Source organism: Neisseria sp. RH3002v2f, from assembly GCF_014596375.1.
GTDB lineage: Bacteria > Pseudomonadota > Gammaproteobacteria > Burkholderiales > Neisseriaceae > Neisseria > Neisseria cinerea.
The window spans coordinates 80,435-95,369 of the sequence record NZ_MAYZ01000026.1 but is presented as its reverse complement, the minus strand read 5'-3'; the positions used below and the strand labels follow the sequence as shown (position 1 = coordinate 95,369).

Genomic DNA, 14,935 nt, shown 5'->3' with positions numbered 1-14,935 from the left:
CGACTTGCATGTGTAAAGCATGCCGCCAGCGTTCAATCTGAGCCAGGATCAAACTCTTATGTTCAATCTCTAACTTTTTAACTTCTGGTCTGCTTCAAAGAAACCGACAGGACAATGTTCAAAACATTATCTTGTCTGTCTTTCAAACAGTGTGAGGCTCAAGGCACTCACACTTATCGGTAATCTGTTTTGTTAAAGAGCGTTTGAATTACTTCGTTACCGCCGCTTCGTCAGCAGCGAAGAATCGAACTATACGCTTGAAGAGATTTGCGGTCAACCGTTTTCTTGAAAAATTTTTATAAAAATATTTATCATATTGTTTATAAATTAATTTATATTTATTAACCTGCTTTTGCCATATAAAATTCTTCCAGCGCATGAGAGATATTTTCAGCCTGCCATGCATTTTTCAAAGGTGCAGTAATTTCGATTTCTTGTTGTTGATAGGTAAATTGTATTTTCCATGCATACAGGAACGTAGTTTCGGATTCTGTCCCTCCATATAAGCGGTCCCCAAAAATAGGACTGCCCAGACTTTTCATTGCCACTCTCAGCTGATGTGTCTTACCGGTATGAGGCTCAAGAATGAACAGCCGCATTTTTTCACTGATACGTATACTGAAAAACCGGGTAACGGCAATATTTTCCATATTGCGCGTCAGCTTCCACATCCCACGCCTGGATTTTTCCATGCCGCCTTTTATCCATCCTTGTTTTTTGGACGGTTTGCGGTCGGACAAAGCCAAATAGGTTTTCTTCATTTTCCTTTCGGCAAACTGTGCGGCAAGAACAGCGGCACTTTGTGGATTAAGGGCAAACAGCAATATGCCTCCGGTCTGTTTGTCCAACCTGTGCAGCAACCATACTTTTTCTACGCCCAACTGTGCCGCAAGTGTTGCCGTCAGGCTGACTTCGCCGTCGGAACGGTGGACGGATATGCCTTGAGGTTTATTGATGGCGACAAAATCTTGGTGTCTGAATAAGATTTCCCACATATTTGAACCTGAATATATTTGACAGAAGCTTTCTGTCAGGCATTGTTGTGATGTTCTGCAATCATTTTTTGGTACACGGCCAGCGGCACATATCTTTTGACGGTTTCCATCCAGCCGTCAGGCCCGACCAAGCCTTTAACCATAGTGGAGGATACTTCGGCAATTTCGCGCGGCGGCATGAGGAATACGGTGGATATTTCGGGTGCGAGGTCGCTGTTGATATGGCGCATGGAACGTTCGTATTCGTAATCCTGAGCAGAACGTATGCCGCGCACGATGAATCCTGCCTGCACTTCGCGGGCGTAATGCACCAAAAACCGGTTTTCAAATACATCGGTTCTGACGTTGGGAAACATTTTAGTAATATCGTGCAGCATATCCCGCCTTTCGGCTATCGTGTAGGTGCTGCGTTTGTCGGGATTAATGCCGATGGCGACGATGAGCTCGTCAAACATAGATTGCGCCTGCCGTATCATCCACAGATGCCCCAATGTGGGCGGATCGAAACTGCCGGCATAAACGGCACGGCGCGGTGTATTCGGTGACATATGATTCCTTCCGACAGCATGGTCGGCCGTATGTTGATGAATGTGTATCCGTATTGTATGCCCAAAACAAAATGCCGTCTGAAATAACTTTTCAGACGGCATGGTTCGGATGGCGTGTTACCAATATCAATCATCACCGTTTAAAGACAATAGGATATGCAACAAGCTGCTGAATATGTTGTATAAGGAGATGAAGATGGTTAATGCCGCGCTGATGTGGCTGTCTTCTCCACCGTCAATGACGGTGCGTACCTGCCACATAATCATTAAGGAACTGAACAAGACAAAACCTGCCGAAATGGTCAAGGCGAGTGCGGGAATACTCAAAAACAGGTTGGCCACCATGGCGACCATCAGAATCACCGCACCCACAGTCAGAAAGCGTGCAAGTTCGTTCATATTAAGCCTCGAACGTCGCGCCAGTACGGACATGGTCAGGAAAACGGCGGCGGTCATGGCTGCGGCAATGCCGACGATTTTCGCACCGTCGGCAATATGAAGCGCGTATTGCAGCACAGGGCTGATCAATACGCCTATACCGAATGTGAATACCATCAACAGGGTAACGCCGGTATTGCTGTAACGGTTTTTCTCGATAAGATAAGTCATGCCGTAGAAAAATACCAAGAATGCGATGAGGCTGATCCAGCGTGAACCGAAGGCGGCATAAAAATTGAAGTCCATGCCGGCGGCAAATACCGCACCTGCCACCGCAGGGATAAAGGACAGCCCGAGCAGGCGGTAAGTTTTTTGCAAAACGGTGTTTTTAGAAACTGTATGCGCGGTGTAGTCGTAAACGTCGTGCTGCATGGCATATGCTCCTGAAAGTGTGGTTGGGAATACCTAGGGATTTTAACATTGTTCAACGTCAAAACTTGTTCGGTTGCGTCAAGATAAGGTTGTTCTGAGTATTTTAAAGGCTGTCTGAAACAGGTTCGGACAGCCTTTATTTGAAGCAGGAAACCGTTTATTGCGGAACATACCCCTGAACGGCATCCGCGCCGTCGCCGAAGAAATACTGCTCCATCTGCTGAGCCAGGTATTCGCGCGCGCGCGGATCGGCAAGGCTTAAGCGGTTTTCGTTAATCAGCATGGTTTGGTGGCGCGTCCACGCCATCCATGCTTCTTGCGATACGTTTTCAAAAATGCGCTTGCCCAATTCGTTGGGAAGCGGTGGAAATTTCATGCCTTCGGCTTCTTTGTTGAGCTTAACGCAGAATACCATGCGTGCCATAGCGGATTCCTTTACTGTGTGTTCAGAAATAACGGGGTGATTTTAACCGATTAGGGGTACAGACAAAAGCCTTCTTATTCCCGATGATAAGGATGGTTGTGCAGGATGGAAACGGCCCGGTAGAGCTGCTCGGTCAGAAGGACGCGCACCATGCCGTGCGGCAGGGTGAGGCTGGACAGGCGCATCATCATGCGGGCTTGTTGTTTGAGGCGGTCGGTCATGCCGTCCGCGCCGCCGATGACGAAGCAGACGTGTTCGCCGTTTTGCTGCCAGCTTTTGAGGTGTTCCGCCAGCTCGACGGAGGTCGGTGCTTTGCCGCGTTCGTCAAGAACGACGAGGAACGCGCCTTGCGGAACGGCTTCAAGGATGCGTTTTTCTTCCGCCACCATACCTTGGGCGGCATTCACGCCCGCGCCGCGTTTTTCGGGTTTGATTTCTTTGAGTGCGTAGGCGACGTCGCGTCCGAAGCGTTTGGCGTATTCGGCGACGGCCTCATCAACCCAGCGCGGCATTTTGGTGCCGACTGCCAAAACGGTAATGTTCAATGCTTTCTCCCTTACAGGAAAATGCCGTCTGAACATTCAGACGGCATCGGGAATCAGTCTGCCGCGTGCCACGGCTTCTGCATTCCGGCGTGGAAACTCGGTTTCTCGCCGCCCCAGAGGGTGTCGATGTCGTAGAAGTCGCGCACGGCAGGGAGCATGACGTGGACGACGAGGTCTCCTGCATCAACCAACGTCCATTCGCCGCTGTCGCCTTCGGTACTGAGGATTTCAAAACCGGCTTCTTTCAAATCGATGGCAACGTTGTTGGCCAGTGCTTTGACTTGGCGGGTACTGTCGCCGCTGGCGATAATCATTCTGGCAAACAGCGAAGTTTTGTCTTGCGTTTCGAGAACGGAAATGTCTTTGGCTTTGATGTCTTCGAGGGCGTTGACGGCGACCTCGACCATTTTTTGCAGGTCTTGCAGTTCTTGTTCGTTCATTATGTTCCTAACGGGATGTTTTCAGACGGCATTATAGCCGTTTCTTACTGATTTGACTTTATTTTTCGTACAGCCGGTGTTCTCGGATATAACGGGCGGCGGCAGGCGGGATGCCGTCTGAAACACCGGCGGCACTCAGGTTGCGGCGGATTTCCGTTGATGACACATTATGCATCGGGGCGGATAAGATGCGGACGCTGCCGTCCTGAAGGGACTTGCCCAGCCATGCGTGCAGTTCGCCCGGCATTTGGTGCAGGCTACCGCCCTGCCTCATGGCGACGGCGATATTGGTTTCGCGCACGAGCATCTGCCATTTTTTCCATGTGTGCAGCTTCATCAGGCTGTCGCTGCCCATCAGCCACCAAAGTTGCGCGGCGGGGAACTGCTGGCGGAAAATTTGGACGGTGTCGAAAGTGTAAGTCTCGCCGTGACGGACGATGTCGCAGTCGCTAACGGCAAAACGCGCGTCTTCTGCCGTCGCCAGTTCGACCATGGCAAGGCGGTCGGCGGCGGAAGCGGAGGCGGCGTCTTTGTGATACGGGCCGCCTGCCGGCAGGAAAACAACCGTGTCCAACCCGATTTCATCGGCAAAGGCACGGGCGATATGAAGATGCCCGTTGTGTATCGGGTCGAAAGTGCCGCCGAACAGTCCGATTTTCTTCATGATGTTTCCATTCCTTCCGATAAGTCCATGCCGTCTGAAACACTGCCGTCCACAATCAGGGTCAGTTTGCCGGTAACGGGATGGATGACCAATCCGTGAACGGCAATATGGCGCGGCATCAGCGGATGGCGGCGGATGAGTTCGACCGTATGGCGCACGCTGTCTTCGACGTTGTCGAAACCGGTCAGCCAGCCGTCGAGGTCGACACCGGCATAACGCAGGGTTTCGATACGGTCGTCGGGAATATTGCTTTCATGCACCTTACTGAGAAAGCCGGCCGCATTCAAACCCTGCATACCGCAATCGTGATGGGAGATGACCATGATTTCTTTGACTTTCAGTTCAAACACGGCAACCAGCAGGCTCCTCATGACCGAACCCCACGGATGCGCAACCAGCGCACCTGCATTTTTAATCAGTTTGGCATCGCCGTTTCTCAACCCTAAAGCATTGGGCAGCAGCTCGATAATCCGCGCATCCATGCAGGATAAAATCGCCAACTCCCTGCCCGGGTATTTGTCGGTAAAATATTTCTCATATTCGCCCGACTCGACAAACTTCTGATTATAGGAAAGGATTTCGCTCAACTCGCTCATTTTGCCGTCCTCTGAAAAAGGGTTCACATTATAACGTTTCCGTCTGTTTTCCGCCCTCGCCGTTGTCCAACAGCAGGAAAATGCACACCGCAAATGCCGACAACAGCAATGTCAACACCATTGCCCGCGCATAATTGTCCTCACCCGCACGCCCCAAATAGGCATAAATCAAAGTCGTCAACGTCTGCCATTCCGGACGCGACAGGAACAATGTCGCCGCAAATTCGCCCACGCAGGTTGCCGCCGCCAAAGTCAGGCCGCGCCGCAACGCCGGTTTCAAGAGGGGGAGCGTGATACGGTATGCCGTCTGAAAGCTATCCGCGCCCAAACCTGCCGCCGCCCTGCCGTAATCCGGCGGCAGTGCATCCCAGGCCGATAAAACATCTTTTGCCACAAACGGATAAGCCAGCAGCGCATACATCGCCAGCAGCAACGGCAACGAAGCCGTCCACTGCGGATAAAGCAGCAGCACGCCCGCCGAAACACAAACCGGCGACACCATAAACGGCAAAAACATCAGCCCGCGCATCCACGCCAACCGCCGCGCCGCCGCCGCATACATGACACCCAATACCGCCGCCGAAAATACCGCCGCCGCCGAGAAGCGCAAAGTATTCCACACCGCCTGCCAAGTTTCGCGTTCCGCCAACACCTGCCAAGATTCTCCCGCAGAACAGGCCTTTACCACGACCGCCGCCAGCGGGAACAGGCAGCATATACCCAACACCGCCGCCGCAAACGCCAGCAGCACATATTCCCCGACCGACTGCGGTTCAGACGGCATCACAGGGGAAACCGCCTTATCCGAACCCGCGCGTCTGCCGAACCACGCATACAGCAATCCCGCCGCCGCCGTTACCCCCAACACCAGCCACACCAGCACCGAAGCAACCGCCATATCGAGTTCGAACATGACCAACTGGTAAATTTCCACTTCGACCGTGGCATAACGGCTGCCGCCCAGCAGCAGCGCCAGCCCGAACCCGGAAAAACAATACAAAAAGACAAGGCACACGCCGCCGGCAAGCCACGGGCGCAAAACGGGCATTTCAATGTCCCAAAACCGCCGCCACGTCCCCGCGCCCAATGTCCGTGCCGTCTGAAGCCGTGCCGCAGGCACTTGAACAAACCCCTGATATGCCGCCCTGACCAACACAGGAAGGTTAAAAAACACATTGCCGTACAACAACAGATACGGCGTATCCTGCCAGCCGCGCCACAACAGGCCGTCCGCCCCGAACAGAGCCAGCACGCCCACGCCCGCCACCAACGTGGGCATCACGAAAGGCAGCATCAGCAGGCGTAGCACGAAAGTCCGCCCCGGAAACGCAAGCCGCGCCAGCACCCACGCGACAGGTACGCCCAAGGGAAGCACCAAGATACAGGTTGCCGCCGCCTGAAATACCGTCCATGCCAGACGTTCGAGCATATAAGCATCCGACAGCACCGCGCCCCATGCAAAACCGTCATACGCCGCCATCGCCCACAAAGGCGCAAGCACCATCGCGGTCAAAAAAAACAGGGGCGGCAGCGTAACCAATCCGACAACCACCCAACGCCGCATATCCATCCGTTTTCCCATTTCAAAACATAATGGCTGGATTGTACCCAAAACCAATCAAAAATGACTGCACAATTTTATCCGTCCGCAGTCAAACCGCCGCCAACCGCCGGAATTCAGAGTCAAACACCGGCGCGGGTGCATAACAAAGCAGCCGAAACCGGTACGCCGAACCAGAAAACATATTCAAACCCGAAACAAAATGCCGTCTGAAACCCTTTCAGACGGCATCGGATTCCTACCCGACAGATGGTATCAACCCAAACTCAACAGCAGGTTGCGGAACGCGTTCGGGTCTTTGATAAACGTCATCTCGCCCTCCTGCGGAAAATGAAAATCCAAAAGGCGCGACACCCAAAAACGGATGCAGCCAGCACGTTGAGCGGTCGGGAAATACGCCTTTTCTTCGGCACTCAAGAGGCGCACGCCCTCATAACCGCCGATAAACGCCTTTTTCAACGACTCATCCAACTTATTGTCCGCCGTCCTTGCCCAATCGTTAACCGCAATCGCCAAGTCATACATAAAATTGCCCCGGCAGGCGTAATAGAAATCGATGAAGCCCGATACCTGACCGCCGTCAAGCAACACATTGTCTTTAAACAGGTCGGCATGGATGATGCCCGAAGGCAGATGATTGCCGAGATTGTCCTTCAGCGCATCAATTTCGGAACACAGCAGCGCGGCATCGTCTTGCGACAGGACGGGCAGCAGCCGGGCGCACGCCTCCGTCCACCACGCATCATAACGCGGGTTTTCCATTTCCAAAGGGAAATCGGCGGCGGCAAGGTGCATTTTGGCCAGCATCGCACCGGTATGGAAACACTGCTCAGCCGTCGGCAGCGCGGTATCCGAACCTTTCAGGCAGGCAACCAGGCAGGCGGGCTTGCCCGCCAAAACGGAATCAAGCCGGCCGTCTTTGCGCGCAAGCGGCGCGGCAACCGCCACGCCCTTCATACTCAAATGCCGGTTAAGCTCCAGAAAAAACGGCAACTCTTCCTGTTTCAACACTTCAAACACGGTCAGCACATAACGTCCCGAAGTCGTCGTCAGAAAATAATTGCTGTTGGTAATCCCCTGCGCGATACCCTGCAGGGAAACAAATTCCCCCAAATCGTAACCGCTCAGGAAGCCGCGCATTTCATCATCGGAAACACTGGTATAGACAGACATATCAACTCACTTGCTCAAAAACGGGCAAACCCGCCGTCAGAACGCCGGACAGCAGGCAAACATATAATTCACATCGGTCGAATCGCACAGGGCATAAGTTTGCGACAACACATGGTAAGTCATACCCTTCGTATCCACCACATCCAAGCCCGCCTGACGGCACATCCTCGCCAGCTCGGCAGGCGCGATGAATTTTTTCCAGTCGTGCGTGCCTTTGGGGACAAACTTCAACAGATATTCCGCCGCCACAATCAGATGCAGGTACGATTTCGGGTTTTTATTGATGGTGGAAAAAAACACCATGCCGTCCGGCTTGACCAGCTTGGCACAAGCACGCACGATGGCGGCGGGATCGGGGACGTGTTCCATCATTTCCATGCACGTTACCACATCGAACGAGTGCGGTTCCGCCTCGGCAAGGTCTTCCACGCGGATACATTCGTATTCGATATCGGCGACATTGTTCAAAGCCGTGTGCAGGCGGGCGGTTTCCAACGACTGCTCCGCCATGTCGATGCCTTTGACAAACGCCGCGCCGCGCCGCGCCATACTTTCCGCAAGGATGCCGCCGCCGCAGCCTACATCTAAAACCCGTTTGCCGCACAAATCCGCGTGTCCGTCGATATAATCGAGCCGCAGCGGATTGATGTCGTGCAAGGGCTTGAATTCGCCCGACTTGTCCCACCATTTGTCGGCAATCCGGCTGAATTTGGCAATTTCCTCTTCGTCCACATTATATTTTCTGTCAGACATCCTGCCTCCCATCATTCAAAAACACGGCGGCAGCCGCCGTTGCCCAAAAGGAAAAGATTATACTATGGAACGTCATGCCGTCTGAACAGACTTTCAGACGGCATGACCGCAAACACCTTACAGCTCCCCGCACTTTACGGCATAATGACGGCCACGCATTTCTAGAAGAAAGATAAACAATGTCAACCAAAACCCCTTCCCTGTTCGGCGGAGCGATGATTATCGCCGGTACGGTTATCGGCGCAGGCATGCTTGCCAACCCGACCGCCACATCCGGCGTATGGTTTACCGGCTCGCTGGCCGTGTTGCTGTACACCTGGTTTTCCATGCTTTCCAGCGGCCTGATGATTTTGGAAGTCAACACCCACTATCCCCACGGCGCAAGTTTCGACACCATGGTTAAAGACCTGCTCGGACGGAGCTGGAACATCATCAACGGCATCGCCGTCGCCTTCGTTTTATACCTGCTCACTTACGCTTATATCTTCGTCGGCGGCGACCTGACCGCCAAAGGCTTAGGCAGCGCGGCAGGCGGCGACGTTTCACTCACCGTCGGACAACTCGTCTTCTTCGGCATTCTCGCCTTTTGCGTTTGGGCATCCGCACGCTTGGTTGACCGCTTCACCAGCATCCTCATCGGCGGCATGGTATTAACCTTTATTTGGGCAACCGGTGGCCTGATTGCCGATGCCAAAATACCTGTCTTGTTTGACACCCAAGCCTCTACCGGCACCAACTACTGGATTTATGTCGCTACCGCCCTGCCCGTCTGCCTCGCTTCCTTCGGCTTCCACGGCAACGTCTCCAGCCTGCTCAAATACTTTAAAGGCGACGCGCCCAAAGTGGCTAAATCCATCTGGACGGGCACACTGATTGCGCTGGTGATTTACGTCCTCTGGCAAATCGCCATCCAAGGCAACCTGCCGCGCAACGAGTTCGCCCCCGTCATCGCCGCCGAAGGGCAAGTCTCCGTCCTGATTGAAACCCTGTCCAAATTCGCCCAAACCGGCAATATGGATAAAATATTGTCCCTGTTTTCCTACATGGCAATCGCCACCTCGTTTTTAGGCGTAACCTTAGGTCTGTTCGACTACATCGCCGACATCTTCAAATGGAACGACAGCGTGTCCGGCCGCACCAAAACCGCCGCGCTGACCTTCCTGCCGCCTCTAATTTCCTGCCTGCTCTTCCCCACCGGCTTCGTTACCGCCATCGGCTACGTCGGCCTGGCGGCAACCGTCTGGACAGGCATCATCCCCGCCATGCTGCTCTACCGTTCGCGCAAAAAATTCGGCGCAGGCAAAACCTATAAAGTTTACGGCGGCTTGTGGCTGATGGTTTGGGTCTTCCTTTTCGGCATCGTCAACATCGCCGCACAGGTATTGAGCCAAATGGAACTCGTCCCCGTATTTAAAGGATAAAGGCAAAATGCCGTCTGAAGCCCTGTTCAGACGGCCTTACGACATTCGGAAAATCATATGGAACTCAAAATAGACATTGCAACCAACAACTTCAAACACGGCGGCGGCACGGAAAGCTACACTTTGGATTTGGTAAAGGGTCTGAACAGACAAAATATCACACCAACCGTTTATGCGACGAAATTTGATCACAGCATTCCCGAATACGCCATGATCGAACCCCGCCTTATCGACCAACGCCGCACACCCAAAAAACTACGCTCATTCCTCTTTTCAAACCGACTTGTTCAAACCAGAAAAGACAGCACCTCCAAACTGGTTGCCTGCCATCATGCCGATTATGCCGACCTCCTCATCTGCGGCGGCACACACTTGGGCTACCTGCACCACATGGCGCAAAAACCGAATCTGCTCGACCGTCTTGCCATACGCCGGAACCGCAGCAACTACGCCACCGCCAAATCCATCATGGCGCATTCCCACATGATGCAGCGCGAACTGATCGGACTGTACGGCGTTCCCCCCGAAAGAATCCAAGTCGCCCCCCACCCGCAGATACGGAACGCTTCTTTCCACAACCTAGAGAAACTGCCGCTCTGCGCGCCAAATACGGTTTTGCCGACCATGAAACCGTTTTCCTATTCCCATCGACCGGCCACACGCGCAAAGGCCTGGAACTGCTCGCTGACTTTTTCGAACATACCGGCCTGCCCGTCAAGCTCGCCGTTGCCGGCTCCCCGCTCCCCCGCCCTATGAAAAACGTCGTCGGGCTGGGCTTCTGCACCGATATGCCCGAACTCTACCGCGCCGCCGACTTTACTATTATGGCCTCCCTGTACGAACCCTTCGGGCTGGTCGGTGTCGAATCCGTCCTATGCGGCACACGCGTCGTCCTCTCCGAAAACATGGCATGTACAGAGGTCATGAACGAAGAAGCCGGATTCTTTTTCTCACGCCAAAACCCGGAAACCCTGGCGCAAGCCGTTGCCCAAGCCCTCAGCCTTAAAAAACAGGGCGGACACCGCCTGTCCGACCCGATGCGTGCACTGAACTACAACCCGTCCCTGTCGCACCACATCGACCGACTGACCGACATGCTGGCATCCGTATAACAAAATGCCGTCTGAACGAGTTTTCAGACGGCATTTTTGCAACCGTTGCAGCCGTGCGGCAAAAAGCTAACGGGCAATTTTCAAAACGTCGTACAGATAGTTCCGATAGTCTCCGACCAGTTTCCGGTTCGGGCAGTCTTCCAACCCTCCGCCGCACAAACCGCGCATCGCCATATTTGCACGCATGAAGCCGTCTTTGGCTTCCAAACCCGCCACCTCCATCAGCACGCCGCCTGCAAAGGCAAGGTCGAGGAAATCCTGCCGCTGTACGAATCCGCCGGCAATATTGCTCCTGACAGCAAACTGCGTTACATAATCCGGCTGCGCGTAATCCCATTTCTTCCTGACGGACACGCCCTCAAACGGTACCTGATGATCGCCGAAATAACCGAAAACAAAGGGTTTGCCGCGTTCGTGCAGATAACGGTCGAAACTTTCCACCGCTTTGTCCAGATCGGCAATGCGCCCGATGTAGTCATTAAGTGCAGATACGGTTTTCGCATTCAAATCGGGCGCATCCAAATCAAACACATTGTCGGTATCCGTCCGATACGGCCCGTGCTCCTTCATGGTCAGCACATATACGAACATCGGTTGGCGCACGTTTTCCAAATCGGGATGGCGTTTTTCCAAAATCATCCGCGCATACTGCATCATTTCCTCACTGGAAATATGCCACAGGTTTTTACCCATCGGCGCGGGGTAGCCCAAATCTTGCGGCTGGAACATCAGATTAAAGCCGAAATGGTCATATGCGGCCTTGGCATTGTAGTTGCCCTTGGTAAACGGCGAGAGCGCCACGCAAAAATAACCGTGTTCGCGCAGGTTGCGGACAAAACCGGTCTGCAAATGCGGTACGACCGAGTAAAACACGCCGCTTGCCAACGCGCCGAAATCTGTGGACGGAACACCCGCCAAAAACGCAAATTCGGACTTCCACGTTGCGCCGCCGAAAGTATGCACGCGCAAAGGTGAGGAAAATACGGTATCTTCCTGCCGTCCGAACATTTTCAAATCGGGAATCTTGGCGGCGGCAAAGTCGAAACAGTGCGGATCGAGCGTCGATTCCATCAGGGTAACGACAATATCGGGTTTTTCATCCGACATGCCGCACGGCCGGGTTTCAGACGGCATCTGCCTGGCAAACGCTTCCCCGTCGCCCTCGAACACGGGTACTTGGAAAAACACCGCCCGACAGGACATCGGCAGGTTCAAAAACACGTCGCGCCCGTCGTCCGGCAGCGAGTCCAGCCACGTCTTTACCGCGCCCGGATGTTTGGAAAAATGCCGCATCGACACGAACGCCGCCGCAAACAAAACCGCGCCTGCCCACCGCCACAGCACACCCAAAGAATCCGCACCGCTCCAGCCGAAAACCGCATATGCCGCCAAAGCCAGCAGCCCCGCCATACCGATAACCGCTTCCTTATAATGGAACAGCGTTTCCCAATTCCGCCAGTCGGCAATCAGCAAAAAATCGGAAATCAACAGCGGCTGTTTGTAATAATGGATTTTCAGCCTGTGGAACAGTATCAGCACCACAAACCAGACCGAAGCGAAATTCAAGGCGCGCTGCCACTGCGCCGTCAACATCAGCATACCGCCCGCCAAAAAGACAAACAGCGCCGATGCGAAAAAATACGTCCAACGGTAGTGCGACCTGATAATCAGCACCAACGCCGCCGTTACAAACAAAAACAGGAAAACATAGGCAACCATCCCGCCCCACTCCTTAAAACGGCATACCTGAGCCGCCGTTGCGAATTATTATCGAAAGCGTGCATTATAATGCAGCACAGGCGCATTTCCACCGATATTTCAGTATAATGCCATCCCCGAACCTGCCCAACCCAAAGGAACCGTGATGAAACTCATCATTCTCGACCGCGACGGCGTCATCAACCAGGACCGCGACGACTTCGTCAAATCCGTTGACGAGTGGATACCTATCGAAGGCAGCATGGATGCGGTGGCATTCCTGACGCAGGCAGGCTGCACCGTTGCCGTCGCCACCAACCAATCCGGCATCGGCCGCAAATATTTTACCGTTCAAGACCTCACCGAAATGCATGCCAAAATGCACCGCCTCATCCGTCAGGCAGGCGGGGAAATCGACGGCATCTGGTTCTGCCCGCATACCGGCGCCGACGGCTGCGGCTGCCGCAAGCCCAAACCGGGCATGATTGAAGACATCCTCGAACGCTTCAACGCCCAAGCTTCGGAAACTTGGCTGGTCGGCGACAGCCTGCGCGATTTGCAGGCAATCGATGCCGTCGGCGGAAAACCCGCACTGGTTCTGACCGGAAAAGGCAAAAAAACGCTCTCCCAACACGGACACGAATTGCCCGAACACACACAGGTTTTCGATACCCTGCTCGATTTCTCACAATACATCATGCAGGAAAACGCCGCACTGCAAGCCGACTGAACATACCGCATTCCGACAAGGCAAAACCATGCTCATCATCCGCAACCTGATTTACTGGCTGATACTCTGTTCCAGCCTGATTTTCCTCTTTCCCTTTATGCTGCTCGCCTCGCCTTTCCGGGACGGGGCGCACAAGATGGCGCGGGTCTGGGTCGGCATCCTCAACTGGTCGCTCAAACACATCGTCGGGCTCAAATACCGCATCATCGGCGCGGAACACATTCCGGACCGCCCCGCCGTCATCTGCGCTAAACACCAAAGCGGCTGGGAAACGCTTGCCCTTCAGGACATTTTTCCGCCGCAGGTTTACGTTGCCAAACGCGAGTTGTTCAAAATCCCCTTTTTCGGCTGGGGCTTGAAACTGGTCAAAACCATAGGCATAGACCGCAACAACCGCCGCGAAGCCAACGAACAGCTCATAAAACAGGGGTTGGCGCGCAAAAACGAAGGCTATTGGATTACCATTTTCCCCGAAGGCACGCGCCTTGCACCCGGAAAGCGCGGCAAATACAAACTCGGCGGCGCGCGCATGGCGAAAATGTTTGAAATGGACATCGTCCCCGTCGCCCTCAACAGCGGCGAATTTTGGCCGAAAAATTCCTTTCTGAAATATCCGGGGGAAATCACCGTCGTCATCTGTCCGACCATCCCGCACGCAAGCGGCAGCGAAGCCGAATTGATGGAAAAATGCGAACACCTCATCGAAACGCAGCAGCCGCTCATTTCCGGCGCAGGCCCGTTTGCCGCCAAAATGCCGTCTGAAACCGTATGACCGCCCTGATCCACACTCTTTCAGACGGCATGGAGTTGACCGTCGAAATCAAGCGCCGTGCCAAGAAAAACCTGATTATCCGCCCTATCGGCACACATACCGTCAGCATCAGCGTCCCACCCTGCTTCTCCGTCTCCGCTCTAAACCGCTGGCTGTATGAAAACGAAGCCGTCCTGCGGCGAACACTGGCGAAAACACCGCCGCACAATACGGCAAACCGGCTGCCCGAACATATCTGGTTCCACGGCAGACAGCTTGCCCTCACCGCCCATCAAGACACGCAAATCCTGCTGATGCCGTCTGAAATCAGCGTTCCTGAAGACACGCACGACAAACAGGCAGCACTGTTGGCAACCTTTCTGAAACGGCAGGCTCAAAGCTACCTGCTTCCCCGCCTCGAACACCACGCCCGCACCACACAACTGTTCCCCGCCTCCTCCTCGCTGACCTCTGCCAAAACCTTCTGGGGCGTGTGCCGCAAAACCACAGGCATACGCCTCAACTGGCGGCTGGTAGGCGCACCGGAATACGTTGCCGACTATGTCTGCATACACGAACTCTGCCACCTCGCCCACGCCAACCACAGCCGCGCATTCTGGGCGCTGACCCGCCGCTTTGCACCCTACGCGGACGAAGCCAAGCAATGGCTCAAAGACCGCGGCAGGGAACTTTTTATTTTGGGATAATGCCATC

17 protein-coding genes, 1 rRNA gene and 1 pseudogene are annotated in these 14,935 nt (G+C 54.1%); 6 read left to right on the top strand and 13 right to left on the bottom strand.

What is annotated here, in order from left to right:
* The 12 genes from BBW69_RS09915 to ubiG all read right to left on the bottom strand — a co-directional run.
* Positions 1-64, bottom strand: a 16S ribosomal RNA gene (locus BBW69_RS09915); the annotation flags it as partial.
* Between the two features lie 277 nt (positions 65-341).
* Complete coding sequence (locus BBW69_RS09910) at positions 342-995, bottom strand: TIGR01621 family pseudouridine synthase (protein WP_188211196.1); 654 nt, start codon at positions 993-995, stop codon at positions 342-344.
* Positions 996-1,030: 35 nt separating this feature from the next.
* Entirely contained in the window at positions 1,031-1,543 is a 513-nt protein-coding gene (gene coaD / locus BBW69_RS09905) for a pantetheine-phosphate adenylyltransferase (RefSeq protein WP_188211195.1), read from the bottom strand.
* A gap of 126 nt (positions 1,544-1,669) precedes the next feature.
* Complete coding sequence (locus tag BBW69_RS09900) at positions 1,670-2,353, bottom strand: Bax inhibitor-1 family protein (protein ID WP_188211194.1); 684 nt, start codon at positions 2,351-2,353, stop codon at positions 1,670-1,672.
* A gap of 157 nt (positions 2,354-2,510) precedes the next feature.
* Positions 2,511-2,777 carry an oxidative damage protection protein gene (locus tag BBW69_RS09895; protein ID WP_002223157.1) on the bottom strand — a complete coding sequence of 89 codons (267 nt, stop codon included), beginning with the start codon at positions 2,775-2,777 and terminating at the stop codon, positions 2,511-2,513.
* Positions 2,778-2,851: 74 nt separating this feature from the next.
* Complete coding sequence (rlmH, locus tag BBW69_RS09890; RefSeq protein WP_188211193.1) at positions 2,852-3,322, bottom strand: 23S rRNA (pseudouridine(1915)-N(3))-methyltransferase RlmH; 471 nt, start codon at positions 3,320-3,322, stop codon at positions 2,852-2,854.
* A 53-nt stretch (positions 3,323-3,375) separates the two neighbouring features.
* Entirely contained in the window at positions 3,376-3,762 is a 387-nt protein-coding gene (gene rsfS, locus BBW69_RS09885; RefSeq protein ID WP_188211192.1) for a ribosome silencing factor, read from the bottom strand.
* A gap of 58 nt (positions 3,763-3,820) precedes the next feature.
* Positions 3,821-4,426 (bottom strand): nicotinate-nucleotide adenylyltransferase, encoded by a 606-nt coding sequence (nadD, locus tag BBW69_RS09880; RefSeq protein WP_188211191.1) that lies wholly within the window; start codon positions 4,424-4,426, stop codon positions 3,821-3,823.
* Positions 4,423-5,022 (bottom strand): carbonic anhydrase, encoded by a 600-nt coding sequence (locus tag BBW69_RS09875; protein ID WP_003677311.1) that lies wholly within the window; start codon positions 5,020-5,022, stop codon positions 4,423-4,425. The genes nadD and BBW69_RS09875 overlap by 4 nt, the downstream gene beginning before the upstream one ends.
* A gap of 28 nt (positions 5,023-5,050) precedes the next feature.
* Entirely contained in the window at positions 5,051-6,592 is a 1,542-nt protein-coding gene (locus BBW69_RS09870) for an iron ABC transporter permease (protein ID WP_188211190.1), read from the bottom strand.
* A gap of 246 nt (positions 6,593-6,838) precedes the next feature.
* Positions 6,839-7,756 (bottom strand): homoserine kinase, encoded by a 918-nt coding sequence (thrB, locus tag BBW69_RS09865; protein ID WP_188211189.1) that lies wholly within the window; start codon positions 7,754-7,756, stop codon positions 6,839-6,841.
* A 36-nt stretch (positions 7,757-7,792) separates the two neighbouring features.
* Positions 7,793-8,521, bottom strand: coding sequence for a bifunctional 2-polyprenyl-6-hydroxyphenol methylase/3-demethylubiquinol 3-O-methyltransferase UbiG (ubiG, locus tag BBW69_RS09860; protein WP_188211198.1), 729 nt, complete (start codon positions 8,519-8,521; stop codon positions 7,793-7,795).
* 167 nt (positions 8,522-8,688) lie between these two features.
* On the opposite strand from ubiG, the gene BBW69_RS09855 reads away from it, so the two are divergent.
* The 3 genes and pseudogenes from BBW69_RS09855 to BBW69_RS10030 form a co-directional block, all read left to right on the top strand.
* Positions 8,689-9,930, top strand: coding sequence for an aromatic amino acid transporter (locus tag BBW69_RS09855; RefSeq protein WP_188211188.1), 1,242 nt, complete (start codon positions 8,689-8,691; stop codon positions 9,928-9,930).
* Between the two features lie 57 nt (positions 9,931-9,987).
* Positions 9,988-10,686 carry a glycosyltransferase family 4 protein gene (locus BBW69_RS09850; protein WP_223170005.1) on the top strand — a complete coding sequence of 233 codons (699 nt, stop codon included), beginning with the start codon at positions 9,988-9,990 and terminating at the stop codon, positions 10,684-10,686.
* A pseudogene (locus BBW69_RS10030) lies at positions 10,584-11,042 on the top strand (glycosyltransferase family 4 protein); the annotation flags it as partial. The gene BBW69_RS09850 and the pseudogene BBW69_RS10030, both read left to right, overlap by 103 nt.
* Before the next feature lie 66 nt (positions 11,043-11,108).
* On the opposite strand, the gene BBW69_RS09845 reads toward BBW69_RS10030, so the two are convergent.
* Positions 11,109-12,761, bottom strand: a complete 1,653-nt coding sequence (locus BBW69_RS09845) for an LTA synthase family protein (protein ID WP_188211187.1) — start codon at positions 12,759-12,761, stop codon at positions 11,109-11,111.
* A 145-nt stretch (positions 12,762-12,906) separates the two neighbouring features.
* Between BBW69_RS09845 and gmhB the strand changes: the two genes are divergently transcribed.
* Genes gmhB through BBW69_RS09830 form a run of 3 tightly spaced genes read left to right on the top strand, consistent with a single transcriptional unit; the run spans position 12,907 to position 14,928 of the window.
* On the top strand, positions 12,907-13,470 hold the full coding sequence (gene gmhB, locus BBW69_RS09840) for a D-glycero-beta-D-manno-heptose 1,7-bisphosphate 7-phosphatase (RefSeq protein ID WP_003677295.1): 564 nt from the start codon (positions 12,907-12,909) through the stop codon (positions 13,468-13,470).
* Positions 13,471-13,498: 28 nt separating this feature from the next.
* On the top strand, positions 13,499-14,242 hold the full coding sequence (locus BBW69_RS09835; protein WP_003753532.1) for a 1-acyl-sn-glycerol-3-phosphate acyltransferase: 744 nt from the start codon (positions 13,499-13,501) through the stop codon (positions 14,240-14,242).
* Positions 14,239-14,928, top strand: coding sequence for a SprT family zinc-dependent metalloprotease (locus BBW69_RS09830; RefSeq protein WP_188211186.1), 690 nt, complete (start codon positions 14,239-14,241; stop codon positions 14,926-14,928). The genes BBW69_RS09835 and BBW69_RS09830 overlap by 4 nt, the downstream gene beginning before the upstream one ends.
* Positions 14,929-14,935 lie beyond the last annotated feature (7 nt).